Source organism: Candidatus Nucleicultrix amoebiphila FS5 (assembly GCF_002117145.1).
GTDB lineage: Bacteria > Pseudomonadota > Alphaproteobacteria > Caedimonadales > Nucleicultricaceae > Nucleicultrix > Nucleicultrix amoebiphila.
Map to the genome: position 1 here is coordinate 122,913 of NZ_CP008743.1, position 17,970 is coordinate 140,882.

Below are 17,970 nucleotides of genomic sequence, written 5' to 3' on the forward strand. Positions count from 1 at the left end.
CATTGATAAACAACGCCACCAAAGAGCAAGTGATGCTTCCGTTATTTTCAAACGCCCCGTTAAAAATAATGGTGGCTGCAAAGGCAGGTTTCCTGGCTTTCACCCATTCTCTTCAGACCTTCCCAACAGATGTCAGTGGTATGTTTTGAAGAGTTTATAGTGCTTACAGTTGCGGGGGCAGCTGCGGTTTTGACCGCATTCCCTATTATCTCTCTTCTTTAAGAGAGCACCCTTACAAAAACGAATTCTATCCAATTATTTTAAGAGCGCAAGCTCTTCGATCAAATTTTTGTTAACCGGCTGCAGCACAGGTGTGTGTAGATTCTCGTGACTCGGCCTCAATATCATTGGCATCGAGAAAACAAACCACAGACCAACGAGCATAAGGCTTACCGATGATCTGATCGTTTAATTGAATAACATCATGCCAAGCTGGCTTATAATCCGTGCTATTGATTAACTTTGAAAAATTCTTACTTAAGAAAAAGAGAGCCTCATTGGGGTGATGTTCAACAAGCGTTAAACTGTCTTCATCGAGACCAATTCTCAAACCTCTTTCGCTTTCAGCCAGCGCCAAAGTAAAAGAACCAGCATCATAATGTGCTTTGGCGAGTCTTTTTTGCGCGCTTTCCCAATTATAACAAATAAAGCGCAAAATAACGTGCGGCAGTTTGGCTCCAAAAATGCGCTCATAAAGGCCCGGAGAGTCAGCATCAAAAGGTTTTAAAATATTTTGAGCAGTTTCTTGCGCAGCTTTCCAAATAGGGGACGCTTTTTCAATAAAGTTATTCACTCCTGGATGGGCGCGCAAAAAATCTGCATACTGTTCCCTGATGGAATCGTGATAGTGGAAATAGTCTTTGCTATCGTTATAGATGTCGTCTTCGGGATCTCGATGGATAAACCCAACATCACCGCGGCGATGAATATCGCTTATCTTATAATGAATGTGATGTTTAATGTCGTCGGGTTGTTTTAAAAATTCCATGAAGGCTTCAACAGCACCTTGAATCTGTTCATGGCTCATCGCAAAAGGAACCTTGCAATAGTATTGTTTTTTTAAATCTTGTTTCAGGTCAGAAAAAGTCTTCTGTAGCATGGTTTTGGTCCTTAAAAATCATTGCTGGCTTATGCTATAACATCCTGCCGTCACAATAAAAACCAAAAAGTGTGGCACTGATGACATAATACGGCATAGATGTGCTGTAATTTTAAAGAGCTCTTTTAAAATTCAAATCCTTATGTAATAATCACAATCGATAAAATAAAAAACAACAGGGAAAACAATATGTTAAGGAAAGCATTTCTACTTGCCTCTACTGTAGCACTTCTCTCACAACCAGCCAAAGCAGCTTACTTTAAATCCGGATTTATTGCCGGTGGCCATTTGGGGTTTAGCAGTATGAGCGGTAAATTCTCAACACTCTTTGATGATCGTCTTGGTGCACCAGGACCTTATTCTGCAGGGGGATCCGCCTCGAAGACCAATTTTATGGGGGGAATTATTGGGGGGTATCGTCATATTTTTGCTAATGGCGTAAGCTTTGGCGGCGACGTTGTATTGAATTTTAATCGAAGTAAAGAAGCAACCAAAATATTTACGCAAGCGAATGCTCCTTTTTTGAATAAATTCAGACGCAAAAATGTAAGCGTAATTCCTGGCATTAGCGTTGGTAAAGTGTTGGGAAACCGTTTTCATGGAACTCTTGGCCTTGGTCTTGGTATTTCTCAATTTGAACTACAAGTTATTAACGTGCTCGGGAATGGATCTTTTAAGAAGACTGAGACAAAAGTTGGATTTGTGCCTTCCTTAGGTCTAGAGTTTGCCGCCACTGAACGTGTTTCTTTAGTTGCAAACGTTGCTGGAGAATTTTATTCAAAAGTTTCTAAGACATCTTTTGGGAATGAAATTGCACCCCTGTTCAATAACAATGCTGTGTTTTATTCCAGTTCTTACCGCCCTAATTTCTTTACGGCGCGCCTGGGCTTTATCGTAAAAATATAAAAATAAATGAGGGAGACTTTTAAATGAAAAAAATGACTTATAGAACGCAACACTTATTGTTAGGGATAACCACATCGGTTTTAATAACAAGCGCAGGCTGGGCGACACCTCAAAAAAGTTTAGAAGCGCACGGTATTCATACAGATTATGAGACAGCCGTTGTTATGTCTCAAAATCCTCAACTGATCACTAAATTTAAAAGTAGAAAAAGAATAGAATCACCCAAAGAATACGTTGTTCGTAAAAAACCGAAGTTAGGATTTAGTTTTGAGAGTAGTGAGATTTTCGTCAGTCAAGAGACAACAAAAAACAATCCTGAAGGAGCAGAAGATAAAAAAAATGAAGGTGTTTTTAAAAAGCCTGTAAATCATCCAAATCTTCCAAAGAAAGTAGACGTACCACAGCCTGCAGTTGTTGTGGTGCCACAACCAAATCCAGTTACGATTGAAGAGAAACAAGACAACGTTATTTTGCAACCACAACCCGATCCAGTTACTAAAGAGCAGAAGAAACAGGATGATATAATTCCCCCTCTTCAACCTGAGGTAAAAGTAAACGTTGTCCAAGAACAGCAAGATGAAATTATTCCTGAACCACTCCTTAATCCTCAACCAGAAGTTATCGTGCAACAAGAAGCTGTTGTTGTAACAGCTGTCAATACGATAGAAGACGAGCCTAAACAAAAGACTCTGGTAACAGGAAAAAGAAGAGGAAAGCCGGTTAAAAAAGATGTTCTAGGCGAATAGGATAGAGTGCTTTTGAAAAAAAACCGAAATAGGGAGATAATGAATGAAAAAACTGAATAAATTTGAACAACGATTGTTGCTTGGTATCGCTACATCGGTTTTAATCACAAGTGTAGGGTTTGCAACCCCTCAAAAAAGCTTGGAAGCCCGTGGTATTCATACAGATGCCTCAACAGCGGCCAAAATTGTGAAAAGTCCTGAATTGCTCAAAGAAGTTACTGAACAGGCCAAACCTTCTGGTGTAGATATCAAAGCCTACGTCGAAACCAAGGAAAAAGCTGCGAAGGGAACAGCTCCAGCTGCGATTGTTGCAGCTGTAAAGGCCAGTGGAGGGGCCGTTGCAAATCCCGCGATCGTCCATTTAACCGGTCTTCCTGGAGCTCCGGGGAATGCTGCAAATCCAGCGCCTACGGCAAAACAAATTGCACTTGCAGTTAAACTTTTTGCTTTAAACCCTGCTTTTGATTTTCCCGATTTTGAAGCTGCACAAGATCTTGTGAAAGGAGATGCAGCGAGTGGTCGTGCAAAAATTGCTGTCGTGGCCCTCACCCTTGCAAACGTTACCGCGGCAAAGCATATAAGGACGGCTGCAGGTTTATTAGCGGCTTTACCAAACGCTGGCCATTTTACAACCCAAGAGTTAGAAGCCACGGATAACCTTTTACGAGGGGTTAATGGTGCTGCACAAGATCTTAATCCCAATGCTCCGGCAATTGCAGGGGAATTAGTGCGTATTGCTGCCCTTGGTCATGTTGGGGCTCCGCGACTTGGCGTGCTTGGAGTGGGGTTGACGCCTGAAAACCTAGTGACTGGGGATCTTTTGCATCCGTTAAAGAATGCCTTTATGCTTCCTGAATTTAATGCGGCCTATTACTTGCTTCACGGGGCTGCTCCAGGACATGCCACAGTGGGAGCAGTGATTGGAGCTCCCAACCTCGATCAAATTCTGGCAACGGAATATTTGCAAACAAACGCAGGAGGCTTAGGGCATGCGGTAATTGCTGCACCAAACGCGGATCGCGTGAATGCCACAGTTTATTTACAAAGGAATGGTGCCGGACTTGCTGCGGCTCCAGTACTTGCGCCAACTTTAGCGCAGATTGATGCGTTTATTAGACTCGGTGTTGGCGGTGTACATACCTTAGCGGCGATTGATAATGAAGTTTTAGCCCATGGTCACGTTGGGGCTCCGCGACTTGGCGTGCTTGGAGTGGGGTTGACGCCTGAAAACCTAGCGACTGGGGATCTTTTGCATCCGTTAAAGAATGCCTTTACGCTTCCTGAATTTAATGCGGCCTATTACTTGCTTCACGGGGCTGCTCCCGGAAATCCTACTGTGGGAGCAGTGATTGGGGCTCCCAACCTCGATCAAATTGAGGCAACGGAATATTTGCAAACAAATCCAGCAAATGGATTAGCGCATGCGGCGGTTGCTGCACCGACCGCGAATCAGGTGGACGCTACTGTCTATTTACAAAAAGATCGTGGAGGACATCTAGGTGCTCCTGCGGTACCAGCCCCAACTCTAGCACGTATTGATGCTTTGGTTGGTCTTGGTGTTGGGGGTGTACATACCTTAGCAGCAATTGACATTGCTGTAGGTGGCGGCGGAGGTGGTGGTGTTCATCCAGGAGCAGCACAGCTTGCAGTGCTGGGAATAGGGGGGCCTACAGCGGAACAAACTTTAGCTGCTGATCATTTACATGCATTAGGCGGTGGTACATGGACTGGCTTTAGTCGGGCAAGACTTGATGCGGCTGTTGAACTCATGTCCGGTGCCGGTGCTCTTCCTGCGCCCTCAAAAGACCAAATTAGAGCTGTTCAAGAAGCAACGGTAGATGGAAACGCTCAAGGTGGAACAGCTGCGGGTATAGGAACTGCTGTTGCGTGGGCGATTAAAAACGGCTTTGGAGCACAACCAGTTGGTACTATCCCAAGAGCTGCGGCAGTATATGATACGAAAAATGTAGGAGATCGTGAGTTCGTTATCCGTTGGCCTGTAAATGTTGGAGCACTAGGCTTAACGGCACAAGCACGTTTGTTTGCAGGGGGGATAGGCGGTATAGGAACGCAAAATAGATTCAAAGTGAGAGATACTCAAATTGGTGGATTAGCCGCGGTTCTACCGGCAGTTCCCGTTGTTGAAAAGATTGTGGTATTCAGTAATTTAACAAATGGTAGCCAAGCTGGTAAAGTAAAAATGACTGACGGTGCCGTTGCGCCTTAAGACGCGCCCACTTTAACCTTTAAAAAAGCCCCTTTAGTGGGGCTTTTTTTATGGCGATTTTCCTTACTGTCATTGGGGGGCAGGGCGACGCAATCTAGGTTAAACACGCTGGAGATCGCCACGACTTTTAAGAAGAGTCTCGCGATGACACTCTCGATCCGGGGGCGGCATCTTTTGTCCTTGCGTAATCTATGTTAATCTGAAACATGTAGGTTGAACTTCTGTTAAACTGCGTGGTGCCCAATGACGTCCTTGAATAAACCTCGGCTCGACCGTCTTTATGATCGTAAACATCAAGAAATTATTGATGCAGCTACAAAACTCTTCATTGAAGAAGGCTATGAACGGACCAGTATGGAGGCAGTGGCCAAGTTGGCTGATGCATCAAAAGTAACTGTTTATAAGCATTTTCAAAATAAAGAGCGTCTCTTTAGCGACATGATCACTCAGCATTTGGAAGAGTACACGGAGTCGATGCCCCAGATGGCCTTTAATTCGGACGTATCAATCCGTGAGAATTTACAGGTGTTTTGTTTACAGATGGTGAATTTTTTGCTCAACAAGCGGTCAACGCAGTTGATGCGTCGCGTGATTGGCGAGATTAATCAATTTCCGAATTTGGCCAGTGCCCTTTGGCCCCATGGGGATATGCCTTTTTTAAGAAAGCTTGCAACCTATCTTCAGGGGCAACAACAGCGGGGGCTTTTGCACTTTCCCGATCCTTATATGGGAGCCCAACAACTGGTCGGGATGATAAAAGAGGCCGCGGTTTATCCTGTTTGGTTCGGCATTGTGAATCATAAACCAACAAAGGATGCGCTTCATAAAACGATTGAGTCCGCCGTGGCTCTGTTTTTAAACTTTTATAGTCATAAAAAAGAAACGCAAGAACTACCAACAACCCAAGGTATACGTATAAAACCCTCCATGAGCGCGCGCTTGTATTTCTAAGCGTCAGCGATATCTTTGAGGCGTTGAATACTTTCTTCTTTGCCTAAAGCGACCATGACTTCAAAAATTCCAGGGGATACCCCGCGACCTGTAAGGGCCGCACGTAGAGGTTGAGCAATCACACCGAATTTAAGGCCTTGAACATCACTATGGGCGCGAAGAGCTGCTTCTAGAGAAGCTTCTTGCCAATCGCTTAGGTGAGCAAGCACATCAATGACAGGCTTTAGAACAGTTACCGCCTCTTCATTTAATAAGTTGCGCGCCTTTTCATCCAGGGGAATAGGGCGTTCGCCACTCACATAGATCAGGGCACTATCGGCTAAATCTTCTAGAGTTCGGGCTCTTTGCTTTAATCCTTCCATGCCACGCGTTAATACACTCTCATCTTCTGGAGAGAGAGGCTTTTGACGTTTGTCCACAAGCAAAGGGCGAATGAGCTCGATGAGGTCAGTATTGGGACGAAGGCGCATATAATGCGCATTAACACTTGTAAGCTTTGCCATGTCGAAGCGAGCAGGGGACTTGCCAATGCTTGCAATATTGAACCATTCAATCGCCTGTTGCATGGAGATGATCTCATCGTCGCCGTGACTCCAGCCGAGACGCAGCAAATAGTTGGTCATGGCTTCAGGCAAAAAGCCCATAGCTTCATAGGCATCAACACCCAAGGCGCCATGACGTTTAGAAAGCTTGGCACCATCGGGACCATGAATAAGAGGGATATGAGAGAAGGAAGGCTCATCCCATCCCATGGCTTGGTAGATTTGTTTTTGTCTAAAGGTATTGGTTAAATGATCATCTCCGCGAATGACGTGCGTAATCGCCATATCGTGGTCATCGACAACCACGGACAGCATATAAGTGGGTGTGCCATCGCCTCTGAGCAGGACCATATCATCCAGCTGCTCGTTCTGAACTACGACGCGTCCTTGAACCAAATCGTCTAGGATGGTTTCTCTGGTTGACGGAGCTTTGAGACGTAGCGCAGGCAAAATACCAGCGGGCGCTTCCTTTGGATCTCGGTTGCGCCAACGTCCATCATAACGGGGAGGACGTCCTTCAGCTTTTGCCTTTTCACGCATTTCAGTGAGTTCTTCAGGCGTACAATAGCAATAATACGCTTTACCTTCTGCCAGAAGTTGGTGGGCTATTGCTTGATGACGATTGGCCCGAGCAAACTGAAAGATTACCTCATCATCCCAATCAAGGTTGAGCCATTTTAGCCCTTTGATAATGACGTTAATCGCTTCTTGAGTTGACCGTGCCCGATCTGTGTCCTCAATTCTAAGGAGAAATTTTCCTCCTTGGTTGCGAGCATAAAGCCAATTAAAGAGAGCCGTACGGGCGCTGCCGATGTGCAAAAATCCGGTAGGACTCGGAGCAAATCGCGTGACAACAGACATATTTTTTCCTTATGATCAAAAATGTTATCGGGCATTTAAAATTCTATAGGGGGAGTATGTACCATACTTTCAAGGTAATTGCACGGTGGCTTTATGATAATTTTGAAGCTGAAAAGGATCGTTGGATCCTGTGGTCGCCTGTTGCGTTAGGAACAGGGATTGGGTTTTATTTTTCTTTAGACAAGGAACCCTCTAGCTTTTGGCCAAGCTTTCTTATGTGTGTCACAGCTTTATTTTGTCGGGGCTTGATCAAAACAGAGAGTGCACGCCTCGTATTGGCAGGTGTGGGGATATTAAGTCTTGGGTATTTCGTGGCGACCCTAAAAACTTGGTATCTCGCAACGCCAATGCTTGAAGAAGATACAAAGATTTTAAGGCTTCAGGCCAAGGTTGTGAAGGTTGAAGATTTTGATGGTATGACCCGCTTAACTTTAAACGGTATTCATGGTTTTAACCAAACCATAGGTCGGGTAAGAATTTCTCTAAGAGGGGCGTTGCGGCCTAATCCTTTACCTTCACCCGGGGATCGAGTCAAAGGAATCTTTATTCTGCAACCTGTTCCTCTGCCTCCTTTTGACGGGAGTTTTGATTTTAGGCGTAAGGCCTATTTTGAAGGGCTTAGTGCCATTGGCTTTGCCATAAAACCTTTAGACATTCAAGAAATAGACGTTAAAGAACTTTCTTATACAAACAGAATTGAAAGGATTCGGAACGATCTGACTCAAAAGCTACGACAGGGCGTTGCTGGAGAAAGGGGAGGGATTTTAGCTGCCTTGGTCACTGGAGACCGCTCTGGAATTAGTCAAGAGACTAAAGATATGTTTGCGCGCGCCGGTCTTGCACATCTTTTAGCGATTTCTGGCCTTCATCTAACGTTAGTGGCAGGGCTAGGATTTTTGGTTGTGCGTCGAGGATTATCCATGCTTCCAATTTTAAGTCTGCGGTGGCATACCAAGAAAATGGCTGCTTGCTTGGCTTTCTTTTTTACTTTTGCCTATCTTTTAGTTTGTGGAATTCCTATTCCCGCCCTTAGAGCTTTTATGATGACGACGATAGTTCTGTTAGGCATTTTATTTGATCGACCGGCGATTAGTCTTAGGAATTTAGCTTTTGCGGCTATGATTATTTTGGTGATTATGCCAGAAGCCTTATTGAATCCAAGTTTTCAGCTTTCTTTTGCGGCTGTCACAGGCTTGATAAGTTATTATGAAAGGAGTCGTGAATGGGTAAGTCGACATTACAGAAGACGCTCTATTTTAGCGCGCTTGTCCTTTTATGTGGGGGGAGTGATGCTTACTACGCTGATTGCTTCAACGATTACGTTACCCTTTGTTGCCTACACTTTTAAAAAAATTACCCTGCAAAGTCTGTCTGCCAATTTGATTGGCATTCCATTGATGAGTTTTATCATTATGCCCCTTACAGTTATCTATGTTTTTGTACCACTCGATTTTATTGGAAGCTTGCTCAATCTAAGTATTGGTTGCTTAATCAACGTTGCTCAGAGTGTTGCTCAGTGGCCGGGATCTGAGATTCTCGTGCCTCAGATACAGACTTGGGTCTTTGCCCTGATGGTTTTTGGATTATTGTGGTGTTGCTTAATGACCCAGAGCTGGCGTTGGCTGGGGATTGGCGTGAGCGGGGTATCAATTTTGATTTATCTAATCAGACCGCTGCCAGATCTGATGATCGGGCCAAAAGGGAAGTTGATCGGTCTGCGGTTGGAGGACGGTCAGTTGATGGTGAACAGTCTTGTGCATGAGAGAGCCGCACGCAAAGCATGGATGAGTGCTTTGGGACAAGGAAGCGTTTTAAAATGGCAAAATGAAGAAAATCCGTTGATTATAAGAGGACAATCCATAGCACAACGCCAACAAACTCTCTTGATCAATAATCAAGCGGAATATGGCAAAGGGGTTCTTATCTGGTTGACCAGAAAAGGGACGATGCATCAGCAGTTTTCAGAGAACCGTCGACCTTGGGGTCGACGGTCTTTCTCTGGGATTTAAAGATTAAAATTGGCTCTTTACATTTATCTCCATGGTGTTTAAGTTATTTATATCAACCCTTTCACTCCCCCAACCAGATTTATAATCTCTGGCGAGGGAGGAAAGAGTCTGATAGTCAACAAAAAGAGGCATTTAGGATTTCCCTCATCCTCTCTCGAAGTTCCTTCCTCGAGGAAGGTGTAGTTTAACAACCTCAAAATCTTTAATTAAGTACTGGGCCGGCGGGCAACTGACCCTGGTACTTTAAAGATCTTTTAAGCTGCGGTCTTTAGATCTTTGGACCTTTTTACTTCAACTATTTTTACTACTTTCTCTCTCCCTGAGCATCTTGGGCAATCTGCATGATGTGCTTTGTATTTTGAATATACTGGGACGCATTATGCTTTGCTTTTTGACTCTCTGTTTGAAAGTGAGTAGTAAAATGCCGCTCTGCAGAACAAACATAAGTCATATATAATATTAAATAACTACTATGTCAAGTAAAAAGATTTAAAAATAAAAATAATTATTTTCATTTAATTAGAAATACAATGATAATTATCATTATAAGTAAGAGACTAGTTACAAAATCTCTATAGGCACATAATTGACAAAAAACTTGACATAGTGATAAATATGGATAGAGTGTTCTAAATAAATCAAAGAATCATGCGGGCGGTGTGTAACGTTTCGAACAGGAGAGTGTTCCATGGGTCTGCAGTGGATGCGTCCAAAATTTATAGCAAGTGTCGTGGGTTTATTTATGATGAGTCCTGGCGACAGCCAGGGGTCGTTCTTGATGAAAGACCTGGTCGATGGCATGAAGGGACTTACGCTTCGAAGCAAGCCTCTCCTTCCAAAAAACCAGCATCGGTCTTTTGCACAGAAAGCGCGCCAAGAGTTTCCCAAAAAATATCCCAAAGGCGTTTACATCCATGCGACCGAGGATTCGGTGTTTAAGCATGTGATGCAAAAGGATCATTTTCGGAATTCCTTTTTGAGTGCCGTCTTGGGAGAAGAAATTCTAGAGTCTGAATACTTGGATCAGGCCCTGAATCCTCTTAAAAGTTTTACAGCGCTCAGAGGTTTTATAAACGATAAAAAGCATATCCTTCTTATGAAGGAGGTTGAGAAGGACCTGAAGGATCCCCTTGTCATCAATGCCAGGACCAATAGATCCATGGGTAAGATGCGTGAGTTTTTAAAACAGCTTGCGCCGATTTATTATCATCTTGTGGCCTCGCTGCCGGCAGAAGAGCGCAATACCCAGCTGGATTTGATTTGTAAAACACGGTTTGGGTTGATCAATGTGGAAGTGCAAGTTGAACCGCAGAATTTCTGGGACATTCGTATTCTTGATCATGTGTGTGGTTTGTTTCATCGCCAGTTTCCCAAGGGGTTTAAATGGTCAGAGCTTAAAACGGATGTAGACCTTGCTGACAAAGTAAGAAAAGTCGTTGGGATTAGCCTCTTTGAAACCCCGCCCAAGGTGCCCCATCACCTTCATCAACTTCTGCCCTGGTATCGGATGGAGCCTTGGGGAGAAGATGAATTACGCCGGGATTTTGTGTTAGCAGAGAAGAAGGTTCCCCGAATGACACGGAGCGGTCTTGAGTTCATCGATATTAACCTTGGGGCTTTATCCCATCATAAACCTCTCTCAGTCTTAGCGGGGGAGTCTGCGGACTATCGCGAGTGGCTCGAGTTGCTCGCCCATGGTCATTTAAAGTCTATGGAAGAAGTTGAACAGAGTGTGTCGTCACCGGTGATTAAGGAAGCCTATCACACCATTCGAACGCTTCCAGAAGATGTGATGATGCGCTATGAGGAAGCTTATATCAAACGTCAAAATATTAGTCATTATGTGAGCGCCCAAAAAGAAGAAGGAATAAAAGAAGGGATAGAAAAAGGCAGAATAGAAGGGATGAAAGAAGGCATAGAAAAAGGCATAAAAGAGGCCAGCCTTGAGATTGCGAGAAGATTGTTAAAGAAAAATCTTAGTCTTGAAGATATTTCTTCTGCTACCGACCTGACAGAAGAAGAAATTAAAAAGTTACAATGATTTAGAGAAGCGGAGCAAAGGCTAGCTGTTAGAGGTCGGAATTCAGATGTTAGAAAGTAAGATGAGAACAGGCTTTCCGTAAAGCTTTGGCCGGGAGGATGAGTGAGAGAATATTGACTTAAAATAAAAAATACCACCCAGCGACGATCGCTAGAATAAGGATGAGAAAAAAGAGCGCGCGTTTAAGCAAGAGCATTTTAGGAAGTTTATTGTCATTGACTGGTTTTAACTTAATTTGTGTGAACCACACAGTCAGGCTCCCTTAGCATTCTATTGTTCGATATTGGCTGTTACTTTCGTTTAGCCATTGGCACATAATCTCGAGGCTTTTCGCCTGTATAAAGTTGGCGAGGACGCCCAATTTTTTGTGTTGGATCTTGGATCATTTCGTTCCAATGGGCAACCCAACCTACGGTACGCGCAACGGCAAATAAAACTGTGAACATACTGGTAGGAATCCCCATTGCTCTAAAGATGATACCAGAATAAAAATCCACGTTTGGATAAAGTTTCTTTTCTATAAAGTAATTGTCTTCAAGAGCAATTTTTTCAAGTTCCATGGCCAACTCAAGTAAGGGATCACTCTTATACCCTAAAGACTCAAGGACTTCGAAACAGGTTTGACGCATAACTGAAGCTCTGGGGTCATAGTTCTTGTAGACCCTATGACCAAATCCCATAAGCCGGAAAGAATCATTCTTATCTTTAGCTCTTTTAATGTATTCAGGAATATTGTTCTTATTGCCAATTTGTTTAAGCATATTTAAGACAGCTTCATTAGCTCCTCCATGAGCTGGTCCCCAGAGTGATGCAATTCCTGCTGCAATACATGCAAAAGGGTTGGCGCCACTGGATCCTGCCAGACGTACAGTTGATGTAGAGGCATTTTGCTCATGATCTGCATGAAGGATCAGAATGCGATCCATGGCCCGAGCAAGAATTGGGTTCATGGGATATTCTTCTGAAGGAACTGCAAACATCATATGTAAGAAATTTTCTGCAAAACCGTATTTGTTACGAGGATACATGAAAGGTTGACCAATAGCGTATTTATAAGCCATTGCGGCAATCGTTGGCATCTTGGCAATCAAACGAATGGAAGCTAATTCACGTTGCTTAGGATCTTGGATGTCTAGACTATCATGATAAAAGGAGGAAAGAGCACCTACAACTCCCACCATGATCGCCATGGGATGAGCATCACGACGAAATCCGCGATAAAAATTGAGGAGTTGTTCATGAAGCATGGTATGATGAACAATCTGGTTATTAAAGCCTTCTTTTTGCTTTTGATTGGGCAGTTCACCATTTAAGAGCAAGTAACAAACATCAAGATAGTCACTTTGGGTTGCAAGATCAGAGATTGAATATCCCCGATGGAGCAAAATACCTTGTTCTCCATCAATATAAGTAATTTTTGATTCACAGCTGCTCGTAGATGTAAATCCTGGATCAAATGTAAAATAGCCATAGTCATTATAAAGTTTGCTCACATCAAGCACTGTCGGGCCCATCGTTCCAGTTTTGATGTCCAAACGGATCACTTGAGAAGATCCATTTTCATCTTTGAATGCAATATTGGCGGATTTATTGCTTGTTTCACCCATGATTTCATCCTTTATTTTATTTTTTCAATTTTAGCATAATTTATATTTTGTCGATAGGGGGCGCTTTTCTAACTAATCAGTATCTTTAAAAGAAGATCTTAATTCCACTTGGTTATTGACATTACCTATAACATTAGCCACAGATATTTAATGAATCTTTAAAATTCATTGATCAATAAAAAATGATTGGGAGTCAGCTATGACATCATTACTTTCCTTGCAAAGCCCTTTAAAAAGCATTTGGTGGCCGAGCAAAAGCTATAAACTTATTACTGAAATAGCGCTTATCGCGGTTGGCCTTTGTTTGTTAACACTAAGCTCTAAGATTACAATTCCTCTCTCACCCGTGCCAATAACTTTGCAGACTATGACGATCTTTTTTATTGGTATGACCTATGGAATGCGTCGTTCTCTTGTCACTATTCTTTCGTTCTATGGACTCATCATTCTGGGCCTGCCAGTTTCGAGTGGGGCTAATGGTTTAATTGGCCTCCCTGTCTTTTTGGGGCCAACAGGCGGATATATTGTTGGTTGGGCATTTGCTATGGTGATTTCAGGTTATTTAGTCGAAAATGGCTGGGGGAAGAACATTATTGGTGTATTTCTTGCGCAGCTTTTAGGCAGCCTCGCGCTTTATTTTTTTGGTGTTATGCAGCTGTCTTTCTTTGTAGGACTCGATAAAGCTTTATTAACGGGGCTCACTCCGTTCCTTTATGGAGATTTTCTAAAAATTATGACGTTGAGTTTGATCGTACCGTTTTTCTGGCGCACCAAATAAACTAAAAAATATATGGCGAATAAAAAAAAGGCTTGGAAAAACCAAGCCTTTTTTAATTGCGTTAAAGCAAATTGCTTTAGGAAGCAGCTTTAGCAGCGTCTGCTTCTTTTGACTTTGTTTTGCTGACGCTACCAACAAGAGCTTTTACCTTGCTCTTGAGTTCTTTTAACTTAGCTTTGTAATGAGCTGCATCTTTTGGAGCTTTTGCATGAGCTGTTTCTTCTTGTTTTACTGTCTCTGAAATTTGTTCAGCTTTTTGCATTGCTTGATCTACGTCTTGATGAACAGCTGGCTCACCACTTTTGCTCTCGTCTTTATGAGCATCAGCGCTTGTATGAGCAGCATCAGTTGCAGCAGTTACAGCTGTCGCAGCATGTGCATGTTCTTCAGCCATATTAGTTTCTACTGTAGCACCCTTTTCGTCACCCTTTGTTTCTGCTGTTGCAGCTTTTTCTAGGTGTTCTTCTGCTTTTGTAGTGTGTTCCGCAACTACTTGGGCTGCTGAATCAACGATTGATTTTGAAGGATGTCCAACGGATAAACCTTTTAAAATCTCCATATGCTTTTTAATTTTAGCAACTGACTTTTCGATTTGTGCTTGTGTAGCTGGCTCAGAAGTTTCATGAAGTTCTTTAACTTCAGGTGCTATAACAGGTGCATCATGACCACCGACGACTTCTTCACTCGCTTGAACTGGTGTGATTGCAAGTGCAAGTACAGCAGCTGCAACGGATAGATATAATTTACTCATGGTATCTCCCTTTATAAGATTTATTTTAAGTATTTAAGATATTTTTCATACCTTCAACGTCATGAGTATAAGAGCAAATGGTAAAAAATCTATAAAAAATTTAATTTTAATAATTTTGTGAAAAGAATTAGCGGCTTTCTCCCCAAAGCATGCGCCTTAAGACGTTGTTTTTAAGAATAAAATGATGGTAAAGAGCCGCCAGAACATGAAGAGTTAAGAGTCCCATTAGTAGGTAAGAAAAATAAATATGCGCTTCACGAGCAATAGCGCCAATGACTGTTTTTTCTTGCGTAAAAGGTTGGATCGTAAAGAGCCCAAAATAATTAATCTCGTGACCGGCCATAAGAGACATGATGATGCCACTTAAGGGCATCGTGAACATCAAAATATAAAGAAGGATAACGCTGATATTGGCGACTTTTTGTTGCCAGAGCGGGACTAAGTGCGGTTGAACAGGGATTATATTTTGCAAACGCCAGATCAAGCGCACTACCACCAATACGAGAACTGAAACGCCTGTTGCTTTATGAATACCATACATCTGCCACTTTAGAGGAGAGGGTTCCATGTCTATCATGATCAGACCAACGCCAATTAGAGTGAGAATAAATAATCCTATGCTCCAGTGAAATAAGCGGCTGATGCTTCCCCAAGCGTTTTTAGTATTTCTGATCATTTCTGGTAACCTCTCGTTTATCTTTTATTATTAGAGTGTTTTGTAGAATCTATGGTAAATTTTTGAGAAACAGAATGCAAGGGGAGATCAGTTATGCAGAAAAGGGGCCTGAATAGTCTTCAGACGGAAAGAAATCTAACAGTTGATGGAAAATCTTATACTTACTACAGTTTACAGAAGGCCTCTGAACAGCTGGGTAATATTTCACGTTTGCCCTTGTCTTTAAAGGTTTTGTTGGAGAATTTACTGCGCTATGAAAATGGACGTACAGTATCCGTCGATGATATTAAAGAGCTGTGCGCGTGGACTGAGAAAAAAACCTCAGAGCGTGAAATTGCTTATCAGCCCGCAAGAGTTTTGATGCAAGATTTTACTGGAGTGCCGGCTATTGTTGATTTAGCGGCTATGCGGGAAGCTATTAAAAAAGCAGGCTTAGATCCTAAGAAAATTAATCCTTTGGCTCCTGTAGACCTGGTTATAGATCACTCAGTGATGGTAGACTATTATGCTGAAACGGGAGCTTTTGATAGTAACGTCAAACTTGAGTATGACAGAAACCGTGAACGTTATGCTTTTCTCAATTGGGGGCAAAAATCCTTTAACAACTTCCGCGTTGTTCCCCCTGGAACAGGTATTTGTCATCAAGTGAATCTAGAATATCTGGGGCAGGTAGTTTGGACCAGTACTATTGATGAAAAAACTTTTGCTTATCCTGATACACTTGTGGGTACAGATAGTCATACAACTATGATTAATGCGTTATCTATTTTGGGATGGGGCGTCGGTGGTATCGAAGCAGAAGCTGCAATGTTAGGTCAGCCCATCTCCATGCTAATTCCAGAAGTTGTAGGTTTTAAATTAATAGGTTCTCTGAAAGAAGGCGCTACTGCAACTGACTTGGTTTTAACCGTGACTCAAATGCTGCGTGCAAAGGGAGTTGTTGGCAAATTTGTTGAATTTTATGGAGAGGGATTAGACTCTCTTTCAATTGCAGATCGCGCCACTATCGCCAATATGGCTCCTGAGTATGGAGCTACTTGCGGGTTTTTCCCGATTGATCAGAAAACGATTGAGTATCTTGAATTTTCAGGCCGTGAGCCTTGGCGCGTTAAGTTAGTTGAAGCTTATGCTAAAGAGCAAGGTTTATGGCGTGATTCGAAGATTGAGCCGGTTTTTACAGATGTACTTGAATTAGATCTGGCTAAGGTTGAATCAGCTCTTGCCGGACCTAAAAAGCCTCAAAGCAAAGTTTTACTTTCAGAAGCCGTGAATAATTGTGTCGATGCTTTAAAAGCTGAAAATGCAACAGGTAAAATCGCAAAAGTGACTCTAAATGGTGAAACTTTTGAGTTGAAAGACGGAGATGTGGTGATAGCTGCAATTACAAGCTGTACGAATACGTCAAATCCTGCGGTGATGATTGGGGCTGGATTAATGGCCAAAAACGCCTATGAAAAAGGTCTTAAACCCAAACCATGGGTTAAAACATCCTTAGCACCCGGTTCTCAAGTCGTGTCTGACTATTTTGCCAAAGCTGGTGTGCAGACTTTCCTAGATGCTTTGGGATTTAATTTAGTAGGGTATGGTTGCACAACTTGTATTGGAAATTCAGGACCGCTTTTACCTGAAATTGCCAAAGCTATAGATGACAATGATTTAGCTGTGTGTAGTGTTTTATCTGGAAATCGTAACTTTGAAGGACGTATCCATCCTCAAGTAAAATTAAACTATTTGGCATCTCCTATGCTTGTTGTGGGGTATGCATTGGCAGGCTCCCTAAAAGTTGATTTAAAAAATGAACCTCTTGGGATGGGCAAAGATGGAAATCCTGTTTATTTAAAGGATATTTGGCCTACCAATAAAGAAATTCACGACACAATAAAGACGGCGATAACACCTCAGATGTTTCAAAAGCGTTATAGTGATGTGTTTAAAGGTGATAAAAGCTGGCAACAACTTTCGAGCACGGAAAGTCTTACCTATGAATGGGAAGACAAAAGTACTTATGTTAAGCATCCTCCTTATTTTGAGGCTATGCCAAAGCAAGCTCAACAACTCAAAGATATCCATGGTGCAAGGCCTTTAGCTATTTTAGGTGATAGCATTACCACGGACCATATCTCGCCTGCAGGATCCATTAAAAAAGATGGCCCAGCTGGAACGTACCTTATTGGTAAAGGGGTTGAATCAAGTGATTTCAATTCCTATGGATCCCGTCGTGGTAACCATGAAGTCATGATGCGCGGCACGTTTGCTAATATCCGTATCAAGAACGAAATGGCTCCAGGAACAACAGGAGGAGTCACGCGTCATATGCCCGAAGGCAAAGAAATGTCAATCTATGACGCTTCTATTCTTTATCAAACGAACGGCGTGCCTTTGGTAATTATTGCAGGGAAAGAGTATGGTACCGGATCTTCTAGAGATTGGGCAGCGAAAGGTACAAACCTATTGGGGGTAAAGGCGGTCATTGCGGAGAGTTTTGAACGCATACATCGTTCTAACTTAATAGGGATGGGAGTTTTACCTTTGGAATTTATGGATGGATTAAACCGTCAGGCTCTTAAACTCGATGGTAGCGAAACTTTTGATATTTTGGGGCTAGAAAAAGGAATTAGCCCACGCATAGCTTTGGATTGCATTGTGCATCGTCAAAATGGCGAACAACAAAAGTTCCTATTAAGATGTCGCATCGATACTTTGGATGAAAAAGAATATTTCATTCATGGTGGTATCCTCCATTATGTTCTGAGAAATATGATGGGCGCCGCTTAAC

General features: G+C 42.6%; 13 protein-coding genes and 1 riboswitch. Of the genes, 8 read left to right on the forward strand and 5 right to left on the reverse strand.

Annotated features, from left to right (window positions below; translation table 11 throughout):
• Window positions 1-65: 65 nt before the first annotated feature.
• A riboswitch (cobalamin riboswitch) is annotated at window positions 66-249 on the reverse strand.
• A gap of 43 nt (window positions 250-292) precedes the next feature.
• A complete protein-coding gene (locus GQ61_RS00590; protein ID WP_085783445.1) occupies window positions 293-1,099 on the reverse strand; it encodes a hypothetical protein in 807 nt (268 codons plus the stop codon).
• 189 nt (window positions 1,100-1,288) lie between these two features.
• On the opposite strand from GQ61_RS00590, the gene GQ61_RS00595 reads away from it, so the two are divergent.
• The 4 genes from GQ61_RS00595 to GQ61_RS00610 all read left to right on the forward strand — a co-directional run bounded on the left by GQ61_RS00595 (window position 1,289) and on the right by GQ61_RS00610 (window position 5,929).
• Window positions 1,289-2,005, forward strand: a complete 717-nt coding sequence (locus GQ61_RS00595; protein WP_085783446.1) for an outer membrane beta-barrel protein — start codon at window positions 1,289-1,291, stop codon at window positions 2,003-2,005.
• 23 nt (window positions 2,006-2,028) lie between these two features.
• A complete protein-coding gene (locus GQ61_RS00600) occupies window positions 2,029-2,751 on the forward strand; it encodes a hypothetical protein (protein WP_085783447.1) in 723 nt (240 codons plus the stop codon).
• A gap of 43 nt (window positions 2,752-2,794) precedes the next feature.
• Window positions 2,795-4,978 carry a hypothetical protein gene (locus tag GQ61_RS00605; RefSeq protein WP_085783448.1) on the forward strand — a complete coding sequence of 728 codons (2,184 nt, stop codon included), beginning with the start codon at window positions 2,795-2,797 and terminating at the stop codon, window positions 4,976-4,978.
• A gap of 243 nt (window positions 4,979-5,221) precedes the next feature.
• A complete protein-coding gene (locus GQ61_RS00610; protein WP_085783449.1) occupies window positions 5,222-5,929 on the forward strand; it encodes a TetR/AcrR family transcriptional regulator in 708 nt (235 codons plus the stop codon).
• On the opposite strand, the gene gltX is transcribed toward GQ61_RS00610, so the two are convergent.
• Window positions 5,926-7,332 (reverse strand): glutamate--tRNA ligase, encoded by a 1,407-nt coding sequence (gltX, locus tag GQ61_RS00615; protein ID WP_085783450.1) that lies wholly within the window; start codon window positions 7,330-7,332, stop codon window positions 5,926-5,928. The genes GQ61_RS00610 and gltX overlap by 4 nt on opposite strands.
• A gap of 56 nt (window positions 7,333-7,388) precedes the next feature.
• Between gltX and GQ61_RS00620 the strand changes: the two genes are divergently transcribed.
• Both GQ61_RS00620 and GQ61_RS00625 read left to right on the forward strand, forming a co-directional pair.
• Entirely contained in the window at window positions 7,389-9,341 is a 1,953-nt protein-coding gene (locus GQ61_RS00620) for a ComEC/Rec2 family competence protein (RefSeq protein WP_198157350.1), read from the forward strand.
• 688 nt (window positions 9,342-10,029) lie between these two features.
• Window positions 10,030-11,382 (forward strand): Rpn family recombination-promoting nuclease/putative transposase, encoded by a 1,353-nt coding sequence (locus tag GQ61_RS00625; RefSeq protein ID WP_085783452.1) that lies wholly within the window; start codon window positions 10,030-10,032, stop codon window positions 11,380-11,382.
• A 290-nt stretch (window positions 11,383-11,672) separates the two neighbouring features.
• On the opposite strand, the gene gltA is transcribed toward GQ61_RS00625, so the two are convergent.
• Window positions 11,673-12,989, reverse strand: coding sequence for a citrate synthase (gene gltA / locus GQ61_RS00630; RefSeq protein ID WP_085783453.1), 1,317 nt, complete (start codon window positions 12,987-12,989; stop codon window positions 11,673-11,675).
• A gap of 199 nt (window positions 12,990-13,188) precedes the next feature.
• Between gltA and GQ61_RS00635 the strand changes: the two genes are divergently transcribed.
• A complete protein-coding gene (locus tag GQ61_RS00635) occupies window positions 13,189-13,767 on the forward strand; it encodes a biotin transporter BioY (RefSeq protein WP_085783454.1) in 579 nt (192 codons plus the stop codon).
• Between the two features lie 76 nt (window positions 13,768-13,843).
• Here the strand turns inward: GQ61_RS00635 and GQ61_RS00640 are convergent, their stop codons facing one another.
• Window positions 13,844-14,518, reverse strand: coding sequence for a hypothetical protein (locus GQ61_RS00640; RefSeq protein WP_085783455.1), 675 nt, complete (start codon window positions 14,516-14,518; stop codon window positions 13,844-13,846).
• Between the two features lie 127 nt (window positions 14,519-14,645).
• Window positions 14,646-15,194: a cytochrome b gene (locus tag GQ61_RS00645; protein WP_085783456.1), complete on the reverse strand. Its 549-nt coding sequence runs from the start codon at window positions 15,192-15,194 to the stop codon at window positions 14,646-14,648.
• Between the two features lie 93 nt (window positions 15,195-15,287).
• On the opposite strand from GQ61_RS00645, the gene acnA reads away from it, so the two are divergent.
• Entirely contained in the window at window positions 15,288-17,969 is a 2,682-nt protein-coding gene (gene acnA, locus GQ61_RS00650) for an aconitate hydratase AcnA (protein ID WP_085783457.1), read from the forward strand.
• Window position 17,970 lies beyond the last annotated feature (1 nt).